Source organism: Thalassotalea coralli (genome assembly GCF_055786205.1).
Genome location: NZ_JBVVBK010000006.1, coordinates 102,595 through 120,695 on the forward strand (window position 1 = coordinate 102,595; position 18,101 = coordinate 120,695).

General features: G+C 40.8%; 13 protein-coding genes. 5 read left to right on the plus strand and 8 right to left on the minus strand.

Translation table 11 applies throughout. The annotated features are described in order from the left end of the window. The first annotated feature begins 239 nt into the window (after nt 1-239). Nucleotides 240-770: a fasciclin domain-containing protein gene (locus ACOB80_RS15430; protein WP_473166751.1), complete on the plus strand. Its 531-nt coding sequence runs from the start codon at nt 240-242 to the stop codon at nt 768-770. A gap of 123 nt (nt 771-893) precedes the next feature. Here ACOB80_RS15430 and ACOB80_RS15435 read toward each other — a convergent pair whose 3' ends face one another. The 4 genes from ACOB80_RS15435 to ACOB80_RS15450 form a co-directional block, all read right to left on the minus strand. Continuing rightward, nucleotides 894-1,694 carry a MipA/OmpV family protein gene (locus tag ACOB80_RS15435; RefSeq protein WP_473166752.1) on the minus strand — a complete coding sequence of 267 codons (801 nt, stop codon included), beginning with the start codon at nt 1,692-1,694 and terminating at the stop codon, nt 894-896. Between the two features lie 149 nt (nt 1,695-1,843). After that, entirely contained in the window at nt 1,844-3,013 is a 1,170-nt protein-coding gene (locus ACOB80_RS15440) for an aromatic ring-hydroxylating oxygenase subunit alpha (protein ID WP_473166753.1), read from the minus strand. A 33-nt stretch (nt 3,014-3,046) separates the two neighbouring features. Continuing rightward, nucleotides 3,047-3,244 (minus strand): hypothetical protein, encoded by a 198-nt coding sequence (locus ACOB80_RS15445; RefSeq protein WP_473166754.1) that lies wholly within the window; start codon nt 3,242-3,244, stop codon nt 3,047-3,049. Nucleotides 3,245-3,261: 17 nt separating this feature from the next. Next, nucleotides 3,262-6,375 (minus strand): YncE family protein, encoded by a 3,114-nt coding sequence (locus ACOB80_RS15450; protein WP_473166755.1) that lies wholly within the window; start codon nt 6,373-6,375, stop codon nt 3,262-3,264. 199 nt (nt 6,376-6,574) lie between these two features. On the opposite strand from ACOB80_RS15450, the gene ACOB80_RS15455 reads away from it, so the two are divergent. The 3 genes from ACOB80_RS15455 (at nt 6,575) to ACOB80_RS15465 (ending at nt 8,833) form a co-directional block, all read left to right on the plus strand. Further along, the gene (locus ACOB80_RS15455; RefSeq protein ID WP_473166756.1) at nt 6,575-7,153 is read left to right on the plus strand and encodes a TetR/AcrR family transcriptional regulator; all 579 of its coding nucleotides are present in this window, start codon (nt 6,575-6,577) and stop codon (nt 7,151-7,153) included. Nucleotides 7,154-7,286: 133 nt separating this feature from the next. Further along, a complete protein-coding gene (locus tag ACOB80_RS15460; protein WP_473166757.1) occupies nt 7,287-7,883 on the plus strand; it encodes a hypothetical protein in 597 nt (198 codons plus the stop codon). A gap of 32 nt (nt 7,884-7,915) precedes the next feature. Next, nucleotides 7,916-8,833 (plus strand): sterol desaturase family protein, encoded by a 918-nt coding sequence (locus tag ACOB80_RS15465; RefSeq protein ID WP_473166758.1) that lies wholly within the window; start codon nt 7,916-7,918, stop codon nt 8,831-8,833. Between the two features lie 9 nt (nt 8,834-8,842). Here ACOB80_RS15465 and ACOB80_RS15470 read toward each other — a convergent pair whose 3' ends face one another. The 4 genes from ACOB80_RS15470 to ACOB80_RS15485 all read right to left on the minus strand — a co-directional run bounded on the left by ACOB80_RS15470 (nt 8,843) and on the right by ACOB80_RS15485 (nt 14,688). Further along, entirely contained in the window at nt 8,843-10,261 is a 1,419-nt protein-coding gene (locus ACOB80_RS15470) for a DEAD/DEAH box helicase (RefSeq protein WP_473166973.1), read from the minus strand. Nucleotides 10,262-10,408: 147 nt separating this feature from the next. Continuing rightward, nucleotides 10,409-10,669 carry a hypothetical protein gene (locus ACOB80_RS15475; RefSeq protein WP_473166759.1) on the minus strand — a complete coding sequence of 87 codons (261 nt, stop codon included), beginning with the start codon at nt 10,667-10,669 and terminating at the stop codon, nt 10,409-10,411. A gap of 260 nt (nt 10,670-10,929) precedes the next feature. Beyond that, nucleotides 10,930-12,777: a glycoside hydrolase family 36 protein gene (locus ACOB80_RS15480; protein ID WP_473166760.1), complete on the minus strand. Its 1,848-nt coding sequence runs from the start codon at nt 12,775-12,777 to the stop codon at nt 10,930-10,932. Nucleotides 12,778-12,936: 159 nt separating this feature from the next. Further along, entirely contained in the window at nt 12,937-14,688 is a 1,752-nt protein-coding gene (locus ACOB80_RS15485; protein WP_473166761.1) for a cyanophycinase, read from the minus strand. A gap of 389 nt (nt 14,689-15,077) precedes the next feature. Between ACOB80_RS15485 and ACOB80_RS15490 the strand changes: the two genes are divergently transcribed. After that, nucleotides 15,078-18,002 (plus strand): TonB-dependent receptor domain-containing protein, encoded by a 2,925-nt coding sequence (locus ACOB80_RS15490; RefSeq protein ID WP_473166762.1) that lies wholly within the window; start codon nt 15,078-15,080, stop codon nt 18,000-18,002. The last annotated feature ends 99 nt before the right edge of the window (nt 18,003-18,101 follow it).

Consider the following 18,101-nt stretch of genomic DNA (forward strand, 5'->3'; position numbering starts at 1 on the left):
ACATCGCAGCTATCAAAAATAAGAAATACAAATTAATAACCAATATTTTCAATAACCTACTAATAAACCCGATAAAAACTGAATATATTTTAATCCATTTTAAAATTGGCTTCGTAAACTTGATCACCGCGGTTATTCGGTTTCTCGTCTAGGAAAGACATTAAGCCGAGTTTACTGCTCATCAGTCGTTTGAATGAGCATTTAATTAAATAGATGAATTGTAAAATTAGGATTTAATAATGAAAGTTTTTCAAAAAATGCTCATGCGTGTAGTAACGCCACTGTTGGTGATTGTTTCAATATCTGTTAGTGCTGGTGGATACAAAAAGAAAGATATTGTTGATGTTGCAGCATCAAACAACCAATTCTCAACACTAGTAGCTGCGGTTCAAGCAGCAGGGTTAGTAGATACTTTGAAAGGTAAAGGTCCATTCACTGTATTTGCACCTACAAACGAAGCCTTTGCCAAGTTGCCAGCTGGTACCGTTGAAAGCCTGCTAAAACCAGAAAACAAAGACAAGCTAATCGCTATTTTGACTTACCATGTCGTTCCAGGAAAGGTCTATGCTAGCCAGGTCGTTAATATTGATTCAGCGAAATCTGTACAAGGCGGCACTATCGATATTTCAGCAAGTAACGGAAAAGTGAAAGTTGATAATGCCTACGTGATCAAAACAGATATTAAAGCGTCAAACGGCGTCATTCATGTTATTGATAACGTTATTCTGCCTACAGAAAAACAACACACTGTTTCTACTGCTAGTTTTTAGCCGCTAGCAATTAGCAGTCAACCAATGTAAATGCTCGCGTTGCACCAAATACGTTAAAAACCAGGCCAAAAAGTACAAAGTGAAGACCAAGCTTTGTACTTTTTTTTCAACAAATCCAACTCATTAAAACATTTTGCTAAACAAGAAACGAAGGCTCAAATTAGTATCGTCTTCAACAATGGGGCTGTCGGTGATCGATGAATCATACCAAGTATAGTCAATCGCTAGTTGAGTAAAGCCACCAAAAAAGATGGGAGTAGACACAGAGATACCTACCGCTGTATTAACCGCAGATTTCCCCTGATAAAAGCCACGACTTTCAGTGACTTCATATTCACGAACTCCATAGTAATAATCTACGTGCTTGTCATCGAGGTAGCTGACAGAAATTGAAGGCTCTACGAATACTGGACCATAGCCAAAGACTCTCCCCACTTGAAACTCCAACTCATAGCCATCAGAACGCCCTAAAACATCAAACATAGCGGATGCGGTCGTTTTCCAATTTTGCTTTTGATAACTGACGCCAACCCCAAGATCCATTGAAAACTTGCGTTCATCCATACCAATGAATACATCACTGTCATCTTCATCAGTTCCTTGAAAACGTGGAGCAAGCTTTACCGAAAACTCTACCGCTTTTGCTTCAAATACATCATAGCTCACGAAAGGACCATAGACTTCTAGCTTTTCGCTGCGATAGCCAAGAATGGGTAAAGGGATCACACGGCGATCAAAGCCTTGATAAATTTCTCGGCTGAGCCCTAAACCAAAGCCATAGAGAAACCCGTAGGGCTCCACTACTTCTCTGGCTTCACCGCGTTGTTGATTTGCTCGATTTGTTGTTTCACTAATAGGCTCGGCTTGCTCATTTGCAAGCGAATAAGTTGAAAGCATAAATAGTGCAAGTAAAGAGTATTTCATTAGCGTGTCCCGTTTAGATTTTTAATTTATATATCCCTGCTATACGCTAGTAATAGTTCAAAAAGATTAACCGTACGCAAAAATCACTTTAAGATTAGCCAACCAAGATAAAACGTAAATGACAACTCCAATAAAAATAACTAGATCCGTTAGCCGCTACTCATTCGCGCTTTTATTCTTTGCTGAATTCCTCGAATGCCGGACTCGCCATTAATGGCAGAAGGGCCAAATTCAAAGTATGGACTTGTCAGTGACTTTTGAAGTTGTTCACACACGTATATATCTTCTGCCATAAAGTCTGCGCTACCCAAAGGGTGCGTTTTTTCAGCTTTTTTATTTTTACTCTTAGTTTGCTGCTGCCAAAAACTATAAGAACGAGACGCCTGAGCAAGATATTGCATTGCACCACAGTTTTTCGTTTTAGAGCGAACCACAACTTTAGTTTTATCAACAGCTAGCGGAATAATATGAAACACCGACCAACTTGATTCTGTTTCCACTAGACCGGTATTTGGAAACAGCAAAGGAACCCAAGCACCAAGCATTTTACCTTCGTTTGATGTTTGAGTATTGATATCTTGATTTTCAATGATTAAAGGATAAGGCGCATTATTGGCAAGATCAGCAGCATACGCATCAGTAAGTGGTTCCCAGAAATGAAAATGTTCATCAACGAAACCAAATTCAGCTTTATCGTGCTGATACATTGCCAATGTGCCTGAGTGCAATTGCGCTAAGTGATAGTGGTCAACATAGTTTTCAACGACAAGTTTCCAATTTGCCTGAACCGTCGCCTCGTAAATATAGTCTTTCGCCTCCACTAAACTCTCGACCTCATAAGGTGCGATATGAGCATCCATTTTGGCAAAATAAGAGGCCACAGGTGTTGCATTACAATCTGGGTGAACCCAAATCATTCCGCGCCAAATACCAACGCTCGCCTTTTTTAGCGACAAACACGATTTATCTAAACCGCTAAATTCTTGTTTTGCCTTGGGCAATGATTTAAGTTCGCCACGCTGGTTGTAAGTCCAATCGTGATAAGGGCAAGTTACCGTGCGTTGCAATTCGCCATTTCCTTCAAATATTTGCATCCCGCGATGACGGCATATGTTGTGAAAAGCATTTAACTCCCCTTTTTCATTTCGAGTAACAACCAAATTGTTATTGCCAGCTTGTACCGTTAGAAATCGGCTTCTATCTTTCAGATCTTCAACCAGCCCCGCAAAATACCAACAATCTGAGAATATGTTTCTCATTTCATCGGCAAATATTGAGCTACAGGTATAGTCTGAAGCGTTAAATACATTCTTTATCATAGCGGAATACCCCATATTTCAATGTGGAAGACCTTAAAAAGTCCAATATGGATAAATAAAACAAGACGCTGCTACTAATGCCCAAATCAGCATAGTTAACCAATACATGCCGGGCTCTGTTTTTCGACTGTAGGGGTGCCAGATATAAGCGGTTCCTCGAATCAAATCGAATAACAACCATAAAATTAGGGCGAAGCCTAGCCAATAGCTCCAAGGTAAATTCATCCACATATTCGTATCTCCTCTGGTTAAATCTCATCGGCATTTAACGTACCGTTTAGGTCACTATCTAGTGCTGACTGCCAGCCCTTACCAGGCACAGTACAAGTAAAGGTTAAACTATTCCCTGGCTGATAAGCCTTAGCGAGTAAGCTATCTAAGCTTAGTAATTCTTCACTAGCACTATCAGGGCGGAACTTGTTTTCTTCCGGTAGTAATAAGTAGCCACGCGTTTTGTTGTCCACCACTCCTAGAGCGATTAATTCACATTCAGTGACCTCCCCACCTAAAAGTTTAGATACAAATGGCGTATTACTGCGCGATACCATTAAGTTCACGCGCTCAATAGCCACTGCTTTAGTGTCAACATTTACCGTTATTTGTTGCCCTACAATAGGTGCTAAGTCGTTATCAAATTCCATCATATAATCCACTAGACCTTGACGAGTCTCATCGTTAGGTATGCCAATTTCACCCGCATTAAAATGGCAACCGTATCTTTCATCCGCTCCTTCTGGGCAACCAGCTTCACCATTATCGAAAACGCCACCTTTTAAGAAGTTTAGTAACTGGTCGCTTGCACCATCGTGTAAAAAACCAAACCCCCGAATTTGGTCGCCTTGATGTTCACGAGTATGTGATGGCAAGAAACCTTCGCGATCTGGTAAGCCAAACATGCCAACACGTGTATATAAGTTTCTTAGTTGTGGCACTTTTAGGATTTGAATTTCACCGCCATGTGCGATTTCGCCGCGGGTTCCGTAAAAGCCTTGCGCGTGATCAACACCGTGGCAACCCTGACAATTAACTCCGTCGGCACTATCGCCATTTAGGCTAGTATCTTGTGCCGCACCATCTGAACGCCTGTCGCCATGAAAAAAGTCTTCGCCAATTTGTGCTGAAGCAGATAGTGAGTTATCTAAGCCTCTAATTGGATTTGGCGGTAAAGCCACTTTCAACATAAAGTCAGCAAACTTATCAATGTCTCGCTCTAAAGCGACAACTTCATCGCTTTTAGCAGATGAATCGCTGGTTTGTGGAAGTTCAATATCTAAGCCAAGCAAGCCTTCAAAAGCGACAATAAAGTTCTTAAAAGAGGTTCGCTCATTTAAAGTTTGCTCTATATCATCGCCGAAATAACCGATAGAACGATCTCCACGCCAATGCATATGCCCATGGTTTTGCATACCTCGCATTGTCTGGGTTGCCATCGGACCTTTCATTGAAGCAAAGGCTCTTTCATCGCCATTACCATTAATGATTTCTAGTAACTGGCAACTCGATTCATTAGGGCCGACTAACAAACACCCTAATTCAGATAAATTTTGAGTTGGGAAAGGTTGTGGGTTAGCGCCATTACTTGCATCAGGGTTTCCTAAATTCCAACTTAAATGGTCGGTATCACCAAACACATGACAGCTAGCACATGAAGACTCACCGTTTGAAGAGGAGCGATTGGCATCGTAAAGCATAAAGCGACCCGCGATAAAATCGTCTGGCTCTGGTGTTGGCATCGAAACGCGTTGTAACTCGGCGTGGTTGGTTAAATTAATACTTACGATACTGTTATCAAAACGGGTAAAAGCATAAAGTAATTGCTTACTTTCGTTTAACAACAAACCAGAAGGTCCACCTTCAACATTGATGTATTGTTGGCTCGCTGACAGAGGATTGAATTCATCTCCTTCACTGTCCCAAAACTTGTTGTCAGAGAGTTGATCTGTTGCTAACACACCGATTTTATTTGAACCGATTGCTACCGTGTACAACCATTTACCATCGTTGGAAATTTCCGCCTGCAATGGCGTAGACAAGGTATGTTGCTTAACGCCACCATTTCCTTTTAAGTTCTGATAATTGATATGTCTGTTTAAGTGTCTTGGGCTTACTTGATTAGTTTGCGGGTTAATGACCGTTATCTGACTCTTTGCAATGTTTCCCTGTACCGTTGACCCAGTAAACTCGCCACTTCCTTCAAAGCGCGTTGCATTATTTGCATCAGTATTGGTAACGAAAAGTTCACCTGTTACCGGACTAACAGCAACATTAAATAAGGTTGTACCTACGTGATCGTAGTTAGCTTTAACTTTATGAGTATTAGCATCGATAGCAAATACGTCGTGATCAGGTAAGTTAAAGCGAATGCCATTAGAAAAGTTACGACCCTTGGTATCAAGCCACTGACCTGACTCACGATCATACTTTACTATCATACTCGTCCACGGCTGATATTCACCCTCAGCATTAACACCTGGAGCGGTTCTACCTCCAGGTAAATAGCCATCAGCTAACCCATTTGGCGAGGTTATTTCATCAAGTACCTTACATGGATAAGCGCCATATTCATCGTCTTCAAAACCGTAACAAATAACCGCTTCATGTACCGCTGCAGTTTGGTTACCTGAATTTAAAACAGCGCCATAGACGGTACTTCCATCAGGAGAAACAGCAAGACCTCGCAAAGTATCACCAAACATGGAAGCTATCTCTACAGGTTTACCGCCAAGGTTTGTACCTAAGTTTTCTGTATCGAAAATCCAAATATCACCGCGACCGATGCCAGGTGTATGCAACTGTGCATCCCCTGCCCCTTTAACACCAGATAAGCTTGGATTTAGTCTTTGTTGACCACGATGTGCAGTGGAGATAAAAGCTTTTTTATTTGCAAAGACTATATCTCGAGGTTCATCACCTACTAACAAGGTTCGCACAACTCTCGCGGGAGATTGAGCCAAGTCGACAATAGAAATAGAGTCTGACAGATGGTTTACTACCCAAGCTTTTTCTTGATAAACACCAACTGACACAGGCTCTAAACCAACACTCACTCTTTCTTGCCACGTTAATTCTCCCGACTCAGCAACTCTAAAAATTTCCAAACTATTATTAGACGTGTTGGTGACATAGACATGCTCGCCACTATCAGACATAGCAATCGGGCGAACCGGTGCCGATTCAAAACCAATATAATCAGCTTTTGCCTCTGGTGGTGTTATCTGGCCATTACCATTTCCTCCACCACCAGTGCCGCCATCACCTCCTGAAGGTGGTATCGTTTGTTCAGTATTATTATTCGAACCTCCGCAGCCCAAAGTAACCGCAGCAACAATCGCTAACATAGCTACCTGTTTTATTTTTTTCATACATCCCCCTACAAATGTATTTAGCAATCGATCTCGTTTTCTATCTTCCAAACATGTGGCTAACGCAATTTTTTGCTAAAAACGAAATAGATTTTCATGCTGACAATTTATAAGTTAGATCAATTCTAGATAAATTGTCAACATGACAATTTAAAAACACTTTGTTATATTGTGAAAAACTAAATAATGGAGTGTGTTCATGGCTCGACCCAGTATGGCCAATCAACGTAGAGAAGAAATATTAGATGCCTTAGAAGCATGTATTCTCTCCCAAGGAATTCAAACCACGTCATTAGAAAATATTGCAGAATCCGCCGGCGTTAAACGCACTATATTAAGACACTATATAGGCAATAGAGATGATATTATCTGTGCCCTCAGTGCTCGCTGGCGCATCAAATATAGTGAACAATGGCAACAAATATTAGCTTGGCTTCCCAGTAAAGACAAAGCGGAAACCCTTATAGACTCTCTGTTTACTGTAAGCTCACAAGACAGAATAGAAGCGACTATTATTGGCGAAGCTATCTTTTCAGAAGCCAAACGTTTAGCACCAATCAAAGAAGATCAAGAGCAAATAATGGCGGAGTTTATTCACCACATCAGTGAAGCATTATCTGCGCAATTTCCCGATCAGCCAAGTGAAAAAATCGAACTAGTTTCTGTAGGTGTTTACGCAAACTACCTAATGGCAGAGTCTTTACTACCTTTAAAACTTGTTGATCAAATACATCAGTTAAAACTCAGTACTAAGTTGTTAATCAGTACGCTTTCCTAAATTCATTCAACCCGCTACAACAACGATTTAATATCATTACTGCACCACATAAATTTTCACATTGACAATTTACTATTTCTTGCGTATCTTTATCGACTATAATTTAGACGACAATTGATAAATAGGTATAAATATGAGTTTGACTAATGCTGTTATCACTAGCTGTTTTGTTGTTGCGTTGTTTTCTGCAATAGCTTTGTTTCAACCAAGTTATGCAAACATTGATTCATACTCTGGTAAGCTGAATGTTGAGTCAGGCGCTTCACCTGTTGCTACTCTTGAAAGCAAAAACGGGGCAATAGCGAATAAGCCTAGCGCCTTGCCTTTTAAAGACAAGGCTATTATTGGCATTAGCAAACGAGTTTCATTGAATAAGTTAGATGATTTATGGCTGGCTTTTGAGAAAAAAGAATCACTGCATAAACAACTGAAAAATTACCCAGAAAGAGTCTATGTTTATTATCGAGATTTTTCGTCAGACTACGGCACCGCAAATATAACAGTTGGCTATCCAGCCGATATGTTCGACATTCCTGCTGGTAAAGTGGCGTTACCGAAAGGTGAATATCAAACCTTATTAAAGCCAAGAAAGTATAGCGACAAAGAGCTTTATGCGATGTGGGAGAACATCGATTTTCGTCGCAACATTCATGCCCTAGTTGAAGTTCATCAATTATCCAAAAGCGGCGATGTCATGTCTTCACAAGTGTTTATTGCCTACCAGCAATAATCTCCACCTATAGCAGTATTAAGAGGTTTACTATGGATTTACTTTCTATGCCGATGACCACAGACGATATTTGGTGGATAGAAGTTTTTATCGATGATTGGTTTATGCTACTTGCGCTGGCCCTGTTTGTCGTTGAGATGATCTGCTACGCACTAAAAAAACAATTCACCAAAAACTTATTAGGCGATAGTGTGACCAACTTTCTCACCTTGGGTGCTTTTATTACCATCGTTGCCTTAGTTGCTGTTGCTTACGCGGGTATTTTCTTTTACGTCTATGAAAATTTCCGACTATTTGATTTTGCCCTAACACCTTGGACAATTCTTTGCTGTATCGTATTAGCTGACTTGGCTTACTATTGGGAGCACAGGTTTTTACACAAAAATGGCTTTGCATGGGCGACACATACTGTGCATCACAGTTCGCCACACTTTAATATTTCTGTTGCCTACCGACACGGCCCATTAGATTGGTTGTTTCCGCTATTTTTTCACTTACCGTTAGCGTTAATAGGTTTTAACCCCTTCGTCATTTTCTTAAGTGAAGTTATCGTACAGGTCTATCAAACGTTACTTCATACGGAAACCGTAAAAAAGTTGCCGCGTCCAATAGAAGCGATATTCAATACACCTTCGCACCATAGGGTGCACCATGCGACCAACAAGCAGTACCTAGATAAAAACTACGCGGGTATATTTATTATTTGGGACCGCATGTTTGGCACGTTTGCCAAGGAAGAAGAGAAAGTCACCTACGGCGTTTACCCAAGAATTAATAGCGTGAACCCACTAAAAGTGTTTTTTAGTGGCTATATCAAGTTATGTAAAGAACTCTACCATGCACCAAGCTGGGGTTATCGATTTAATTTACTCATTAAACCACCCATTTGGGCATGGCAACAGCAACAAGCCCAGCGTAGCAAGTTAAATCAGCACTCTAGCGCCGAATAGTGGCTTTAGCTATCTCGATTTAGGCCTAGGATTACGTTTTGCACTAGGCTTTGAATTAGGTTTAGAGTTAGACGATGACGGGCGCCTATTTCCATTTGCTTTAGATTGATTATTACTAGGTCGCTTTTTTTGCGGCCTTTTTGACGCCACATGATTTTTACTTCCCGATCTCTGCCCGTCTTTATGTTCAGCTTTTTTCGGGTTCGCGTTTAAATCTATTTTCTTTGGCTTCTTAGGCTTTTTCGGTTTCTTGGCCTTTAACGGCTTAATTGACCTAGAGTCAGGCAATGGGTTGTTAGCGGCAAACCCTTGAATTTCCTTGCGAGGAATATGCTGTTGAATGATGTACTCGATATCTTCAAGTTGCTTATGTTCGTCTGCACAAACAAGTGAAATAGCTTGTCCGTCAGCGCCTGCACGCCCTGTTCTGCCGATACGGTGAACATAATCTTCTTGCACATTGGGCAAGTCGAAGTTCACCACTTGCGGAAGTTGGCTAATGTCTATGCCACGAGCAGCAATATCTGTCGCCACTAAGACTTTAATGGTTTTATCTTTAAACTGAGCGAGCGCTTTTGTTCTAGCCCCTTGACTCTTATTGCCATGAATAGCAGCCGCAGTATGTCCTTCCGCCTCTAAGTAACGGGTTAGTCTATTAGCACCATGTTTTGTACGACAAAATACTAACACTTGCTGCCAGTTTTCTTCGTTTATAAGGTGGTTTAATAGCGCTGCTTTCTTCTTTTTGTCCGTTGCCACTAACCAATGTTTAACAGTCGCTGCTGTCGTGTTTTCTGGCGTGACCGAAATCTCAATAGGATTATTGGTAATGGTTTTAGCAAGCTCTCGAATATCAGGCGAGAACGTTGCTGAAAACAATAAGTTTTGACGTTTCTGAGGAAGTAACGCAATGATCTTTTTGATATCGCGAATAAAGCCCATGTCTAACATGCGATCCGCTTCATCAAGTACTAAGGTTTCTAGCGCATTAAATTTAATCGCATTTTGTTGATATAAGTCCAACAAACGACCTGGCGTTGCCACAAGGATATCAACACCACCACGTAGCTTCATCATTTGAGGGTTAATTTTTACCCCACCAAAGACAACAGCATGATTTAAGTTTAACTCTTGGCTATAGGCTTGAATGTTCGTTTCTATTTGCGCGGCAAGCTCTCGTGTTGGCGTAAGGATTAGCGTAAAGCACTTGTTTGCGCCAATACGCTTTTTGTTTGTTGCGAGCTGCTGCAAGATAGGTAGCACAAAACCGGCGGTTTTCCCTGTTCCTGTTTGTGCGGCAGCCATAACATCTTTACCCGTTAATACCGCAGGAATTGCTTTTTCTTGAATAGGCGACGGCTTGCTATACCCCTTATTTTCAAGGGCAGATAATATTTGAGGGCATAAATTTAAGTCGGCAAAGCTCATCGTTTCTCGCATCTGGCTGCTTCAAAAAGGCGGCAAGGATACGTTAAGGTTAGCTGATAAGCAATTTTATAGTGAAATAAGCGGTATAAATTAAGTAAAAAGCTACTCACTTAGTAAGCAGCTTTTAAATATCTCTAATAAGTCCAGTTAAGGACGCGCACCGTTATAGCAAAGACCTGTATTAGGGTTGTACGCAGAATTATACGAGCGACGACATACTTCATTTAGTCGTTCATTTTCTCGTGCCCAAGCTACCCATTGTTGATACTCTTCTTCATTATAACAACCCTGTGGATTTCCGTTACATGGCACATAACCTGGTGAACCGTTACTCCCGCCATTTGCACTAGCGAAAGTTAATGGTAAAGCAGCTACTGATAATGCTAAAAGTGCCTTTTTCAATTTCATTTTTATTATCCTTTTTCCTTTGAAATATTATTGATTGGGTGCAACAACCTGCCGCACCTTTGTAGGCATGACCTACAAAAACCAAACTACACAACCAACTTATCATTAACAATTTATTTACTTTTATATAACAAACGAATATTGAAAAATTTTTGAATAAATAAATACCAATTACAGTAGATTGGTATAAATGTGTATTAAAAAGCACCTCACTGCTCGCATAGTTTGGCGCTTTTATGTAATAGGCTTGATTAATATTATTAGATTTTAGTCAGTGAAATGACACCTGAGACAGGCACATTAATTTCAAAAAGAGCGCTAGATAAAGAAACTGTTTTCGAGCTTATTTGTCTGCCCTGACTATCAGTTATCGTCACGTTAATTTTTTTCCAAGACGGCGCAAACTTTACAATCACAGATTCAGATTTCTTCGCGTTAATAATGTCAGCTTTGGTTAACTCTCCTGCGCCAATTTCGACATATAAATCATCATATACAGCGACTATTTGCTTATTACCTTTCCTGCTATCAATGAGCGGATAATTTTCGAAAATACCGCTCGGCTCAAAAGTACCGTTTAGTAGAACATCTTTATTGTCTTTCCAGTATTGCGTGTAGTAAGTCACCATGTTTAGGTGAGACTTAGGCAAGTCAGCTAAACGCACAGACATTTGTGGTACTGAGTGAAAGACATTAAGTAATTGAAGGGCTGCGATCTCAACAGGCTCATCATAATGCCACATCAACATATCTGAGTGGATGGCAGTGTCACCACTTAGTAGTCGTAAATCTACAATGCGACGTCTATTGGTTTTAGCGCCATTTGGAATATCGGTAGCACGGAACATATTGCCGTATTTACGCATAGCAGGGCCAATATAGCGCTGACGAAATTCGATCATTACCTCAGGGTTAATCTGCTTTAACGTTACAATCAAATCAGTCATCAAGCGATCAACCGCTTCATACACAGATGCATAATCTCTGCCGTTAGAAACTGATAAGACGGTATCTTTATTGGTTCTAAACTGATCGATAAAATCAAGTTTTAAACCATCCCACTTCCATACATCAATCGCCTGGACATAATGCTCTATAAGGTATTGGCGTACCTCTGGGTAACGCGGATCTAATACGTAAGTTTCAAGCCCTTTACTATGACTTAAATACTTGCCTTGAAAGCGCTCAGCAACCTCTGCTTTTTCTCCAACAAATGGAATCGAATACCAGAGTAGTGCCTTCATACCTAGAGCATGAATATCTTTAACGAATTGCTCAATATTGGTTAAACGCTCCGGCTTCCAGTCGCCTGTATAGGCATAACCACGATTACTGTCATTCGTTTGCCAGCCATCATCGACGATAATGGCTTTATAACCCAAAGAAGCAGCGATTTTTGCTTCAGCAACAAGCTCTTCATGCTTGATACTCTGATGGTAGCTATACCAAGTTGAATACATGGGTTCAGTAGCAACTTCAGGCACATGCGTTGGTGCATACTCTGCCATTTCTGCCCACCAAGCGGCGACATCCGACAAAGAGGTATAAAAAGGCACTTGGCGTGTATCAATTCGAATTTGCACCGAATACTCTTTGACCGCCTTGTGCTTTTCAGAAAGAAACTCCAGTTGATGATAAATCATCGAATCTTCTTCTCGCACCCGTGCTGACAAATTCACCAAATTTACCGCATCGCTCACGGCAACCGTATAACGATTAACATCATCATGGCCGAAAAGCGTATAAACTGGCGCATTTCGGGTAAGCATCGAATCTAACTTTTTACTGCTCCAATCTGCAGGAATAACATGGTCATTATTGAAAATAGGATTCCAAACACCAGCAATATCGTGTGATGGTGTCTGCCATTTCACTGAAAACTTAGGCGGCGTATTAGGTGCACCACCTTTAGCCTTTTGATGCACCGTAACTGAAATAACACCATCGACATTTTTAATGCCAGATATCGAAGCTTGAAAGCTGCTCGCTTCACTTTCAATGACAAACGCCTGCTTACCTATAGTGAACTTAGTGGAGGACACTTCTGCATGGACAAATGCACTCGATATTGCAAGCAAAGTTGCTAATAAAAAAGAACGTATTTTCAAAATAATAACCTAGTTAAAGTAATCGCTATTGCTAAGAATAATATCACCATGACTGACATTAGCACTCCCACTTTTCAACCAATAAGTCCGGTTTAACAACCTGACTCACAGGCCCTATTTGTCAAAATGATAATGAATACTCAAACCCGTGAGAACTGACTAAAAGCTGAAGAGTAAGTTTGTATAACTACAATAATCTTTAGCTGTCTCACCATTACTTACTGCGCCATAAGTTGCGCTCCAATTATCTTTTTTAACAACAGTAATTTCACGTTCATCCCCTTGCCATTGGTACATAAACTTAGCATTCGTTTGCTTTGATAGGCAGAGTGCTTTTACCGCTTCAACATAGTTACTACCGACAAAGATGTCTGACATTGGCTTTACTTTAGACGTCCCAGCTTCAATCTTATGCTTCCAAGCAGCAAAACTGATAGAAAGGCCATTTTCGGTGAGTTTCATATGATCGCCTCGTGTCAAAAAATGCGTAACAGCTTGCTTATCTTCCTTTTGACGCACGTGATTGTGATTATCTACAACAAACACCCCTGACTGACCAACAACTCTCATCTCAGGTAAGCTATTACCTTGCCAACTAACTTGCAGCGCAGTCGCCTCGTCGACACCAAATGCATAGTTAATTTTAGTATCTAGGGTTAGCTTTACTAAGCGCCCTTGTCTGCCGCGTTCTGAAAAATGGGTATCCATAATCCCCCAAGAAAACAGCCCTAAACCACCAGCACTTTGGTAAGTTAAATCATCGTTAAGTACATCTTGTCCGCACTGGTTTGTTTTATGGCAACCAGCATTAGGTAATACATCTTTTTTCGCACCTCGCACTAGCGCTGCTTCACTGCGACCATTTGTGATCATCGCAATCGACTTGTCTTGAAAGCTACCGCCTGACATAACCGCAGTACCAGCGCTGGTGCCACCTACTATTAAGTCATTGCGTTCAACTTGCTTTCGTATAGCAGTTAATAGCGTGTTATCACTACCATCAAATTGTTTAAATGCTTGTCGTGTTAGCGATTGATCGCCACCGTTAATAAACAAGCCATCTGCTTGTTCAATAAGTCGGACAAACTGCTCAGGTTGCTGACAAAGTGTTTGCTGAGCATGAAAATAATCTGGGTAAACTGCAGAGCGCTTAATGGTAGATAAAACAGTTGATTGATAAGCTCCAAGCTTCTCACAGGCTTGCTGAGAATGACCTTCTAGCTGCCACAAAGCACTAAGTGCAGCATCAACAGGCAACCAAGTTACGTCAGCGCCCGTTTCGGCAAATACATTGAGATAAAAATCTAGAGCTTCATAGGGATCTCTTGCAGACGCCGTCACCACCAAAATACTTGCTTTATTTTTGCCCTTTACTATTGCCTTGCTACCCGCCAACTCACTAAATTTGTTAAAGATTTCTTTTGAAAATGGATTTTTTGTTTGTTCTAGAGAAACTCGTTCAGTGACTCTTTTCCCTTGGGATGACATTTGTGCAACTTCTAAGGCATCAAGCATCAAATAAAACTCTTTATCTGCTAGTTGGTTTACCAAAGAAGTTCCGCCAGATTTCTTCCACAACGCTCTAAGTTGAGACTTGGTCTGAGGCGCATTTTCACTTTTATGCATTCGATGTAGCAACTTCTCTAGTGCCTTTCGCTGTTTTGAAAGATGACTTTGAGGCCAATGTTGAAAAAGCAGTTCGATATTTTTTTGAGATAACTGATAAAGTGCTTTTGATTTATCGTTTTCGCTAAACCGTTGACTCGTTTTACAGTTTTTTTGAGACATAGATGAGCAAGTTTTTAGTCCTCCCCCAACTAAAAATAACTTACTTTGATCATTTTTTTCTTTTGCTGCACTTGTTAGTGATATCGATAAAGTTAGCAGCGCAATTGAGAATTTTAACAGCATTTTTTTTCCTTTTGAAAACAAGGTTATGGTGAAATTACCAACAATTGGGTGTTGACAACCAATTTCAACCAGAGTATTTCTTTAAAAAGAGAACAAAAAAACTGCTTGCGCCAACAAGCACTCTATCAACCCCAAGGGCAATGTCTTCGACAACCCTTAGTTTGAGATAAGATACTTTTTATATGTACAAGAAAGCTTTCGCTCTATCAACATATTCTTATCAAAACTACTACCTTTCGGAGTGGTTTGACGAATAAACCCTGAAACGATTTCGTTTCGGAGGCTTTGCACGTCAACGCTTTCCATCCTTAAAAATACATTTTGAATTCTGAGCGCACACCATAATTATAATTCGTGCGCCTGAAATAATATCTAGAAGGGTAGATAACATGGCACTATTCAAGAAAAACTCGATCACACTTGCGCTTGCTGGCTTGTGTTTAACAACATCTGTAGCGGCTCAACAAGAGCAAACAACTGAGCGCGCAATTGAAAAAATCACAGTAACAGGTAGTCAGATCAAAGGGGTAGATCTGGAAGGAATGCAACCTATGGTTGTACTGTCAGCAGAAGATATTAAAAACTCTGGAGCGTCAACCATTTCAGAGTTAATGAGTCAGGTAAATCAAACACGAGGTGGAACAGGTTCCTTTACCACATCAGAAAGTGGTGCCACTTCAACATCAACACCTGCCGGTCAGGCAGCAGCATCACTTAGAGGCTTAGGTCCAAGTTCAACATTGACTCTAATCAACGGCAGACGAATCGCCGCTAGCTCATTTGCAGCGGGTACCCAAAACTTTGTTGATATTAACAGTATTCCGCTTGCTGCCATTGAGCGCATCGAAGTTTTAGCATCCGGCGCATCCGCTATTTACGGTGCTGATGCCGTAGCAGGTGTTATCAACTATATTTTAAAAACTGATTATCAAGGTGCAGAGCTCAACCTTTCTTATGGAAACAGTTTTGAAGAGTCTGACGAAGGTAAATACAACATAAACCTTGTTTGGGGAACCGAAGCGCTGGGGGGGCAACTTACCTTATTTGCCGACCATTACGATAGAAATCGTTTTACTGCCCAAGACAGGGATTTTACCAAAGAGCCTATTCTAGTTAGCGGTTACTCTTATCTGCCAAAGGGCACCCCAAATATTTATTACAAATCTTCATACTCTGGCTACGATGAAATCGGCGCACCGAACTGTAAAACTGATCTAGTTACCACAAAGTATGGTGAGGAAATTTGTGCTTACTACCCTAATGAAGATGATGAACTTATTAGCCGCTTAGACAGCACATCAGCAGGCTTTATGTTCAATCGTGATATTGGCGATGTTAACTGGAATACTGATTTTTTCTATAGCCGCACCACGTCGGTAGCTGTTTCTTCACCATCACCTATCGATCAAGTCAACGATGATGAGGGCCCGTTTGTCCCCGTTGAAGCTCTCAATGTATTCGATGACGATACCCGCGATGCACTTCTTTATGATATGTGGATTGAAGACTTTGAAACACAAAGTGGTCGTATTATTGATGAAGGATTTAGATTCGATGCACGCTTTAATGATCCGCGTACTGTTGAAGTTGAAACCAATGCTTTTAGATTAGTGTCTGGGCTTAGTGGTGAATTTAATGACTGGGATTGGGAAACAGCTATCACCCTCTCTCGTTCAGAATCAGAACAAACTGCAATTGCTGGAATTTATAATCGCTACAAATACCACGCATTACTCACTGGTGAACTTTGTAGTGATGGTTCAGTTGCAAACTTTGATGGTAGTGAACTTAGCTGTGCACAAGGCAATTTAGTTGGCACCTACAACCCTTTTTTACAAAACGACCATAACAACGAAGCTTTGTTAGCCAAGAGTAAAGAAATGCCAACCCGCGACGGTGTTAGTACCGTGTACGGTTGGGATGCAAGAATTTCGGGTGAACTAATGGAGTTTGCTGACAACACGATTAGCGCAGCTTTTGGTATAGAGGTTCGAAAAGAAGAGATTACAGATACACCGTCACTGAATTCTCGAGCTAGAGCTGAAAATGACTATTTAGTGGATGTTTTTGGCTTTGGCTCAAGTTTATCTGAAGCCGATAGAACCCAGTTTGGTGCCTTCGCCGAGCTTTATATTCCAGTTTCCGAGCAACTTGAATTTCAAGTGGCAGGTCGTTACGACAACTACGACGACTTTGGCGATACATTTAATCCAAAAATAGGTTTTAGTTATCGCCCAATGGATAGCCTGATTGTTCGAGGTTCTTGGTCAACCTCTTTTCGAGCACCTTCTTTGACACAAGCTGGTGTCAAGTTAAGAACAACAACCGCTAGATATGACTGCGGAGCAAATCAAGCAGTTGCAGATTTATACTGTGAAGGTCAAGGTATTGAGCGCAACCCTAAAGTACTTGAGCTAGGCAACAAGGACTTGTTAGCTGAAGAATCTGAATCTGTAAGTGTTGGTTTTGCTTTTAGTCCAACTAGAAATACCACATTAACACTAGACTATTGGCAATTTGACCATCAAGACCTTGTCGATACCGATATGACAGCTGTACTTGATGCCGCGATTACCGATAACACGCTTCGCCATTGTGGTTTAGTGCCTGAAGGCTCTACAGGTATCTCTTATCTAGAAGATTTGTGTTTAGTTACTGACAATAACGGTTTAACTGTTGAAGAGTCTGGCGCAAACTTAACCGAGATACTTGATGCTTGGATTGCTTTTGATAATCCTAGATACCAAGAACTACCGCTTTATCGTGACCATATTATTCAATTGCAAAATACTGGTGAGCAAACTATCAAAGGATTTGATTTAGCCTTTGACCATCGCTTTGAATTTTCAGCAGGTAATTTAGATATCGCTCTTGATGCCACTCACTATCAAGAATTTAATCGTAATAAGCCTGGCTCTGATGAAATTGAAGAGCTCGCTGGTACTTGGCGTTACCCAGAAAACATTGCTAGTCTGCGTGTTGCCTGGTCTCAAGATAATTTTTACGCAAGCTTAACGGCAAACTATACCGATAGCTATCAAGATGATGTTGAAGGACTCGACGATCACTTTGTTAATGAAATGAATGATCTTGGCGTATTAGATGAAAACGAGTTAAGAGACGTTGATTCTTGGACAACGATTAGAGCCAATTTAGGTTACGATTTTGACAACATGAATATTAATCTCACCATTAATAACTTGTTAGACGAAGAACCACCTGTGGCTTACGGCTCATCGCGCGGGTTTGACTCAATTAACCACAATGCACTTGGTGCTAATTACAAAGTGTCGTTTACTTACTTCTTTAAGTAAGAACTAAAAACTAAGGCTGACGCTATTTTGCATTTGCCTTAGCCACTTTTTGTTGAAATGCTTACACTCAAGATTAGCATTTCAACAAATTCTCATTAA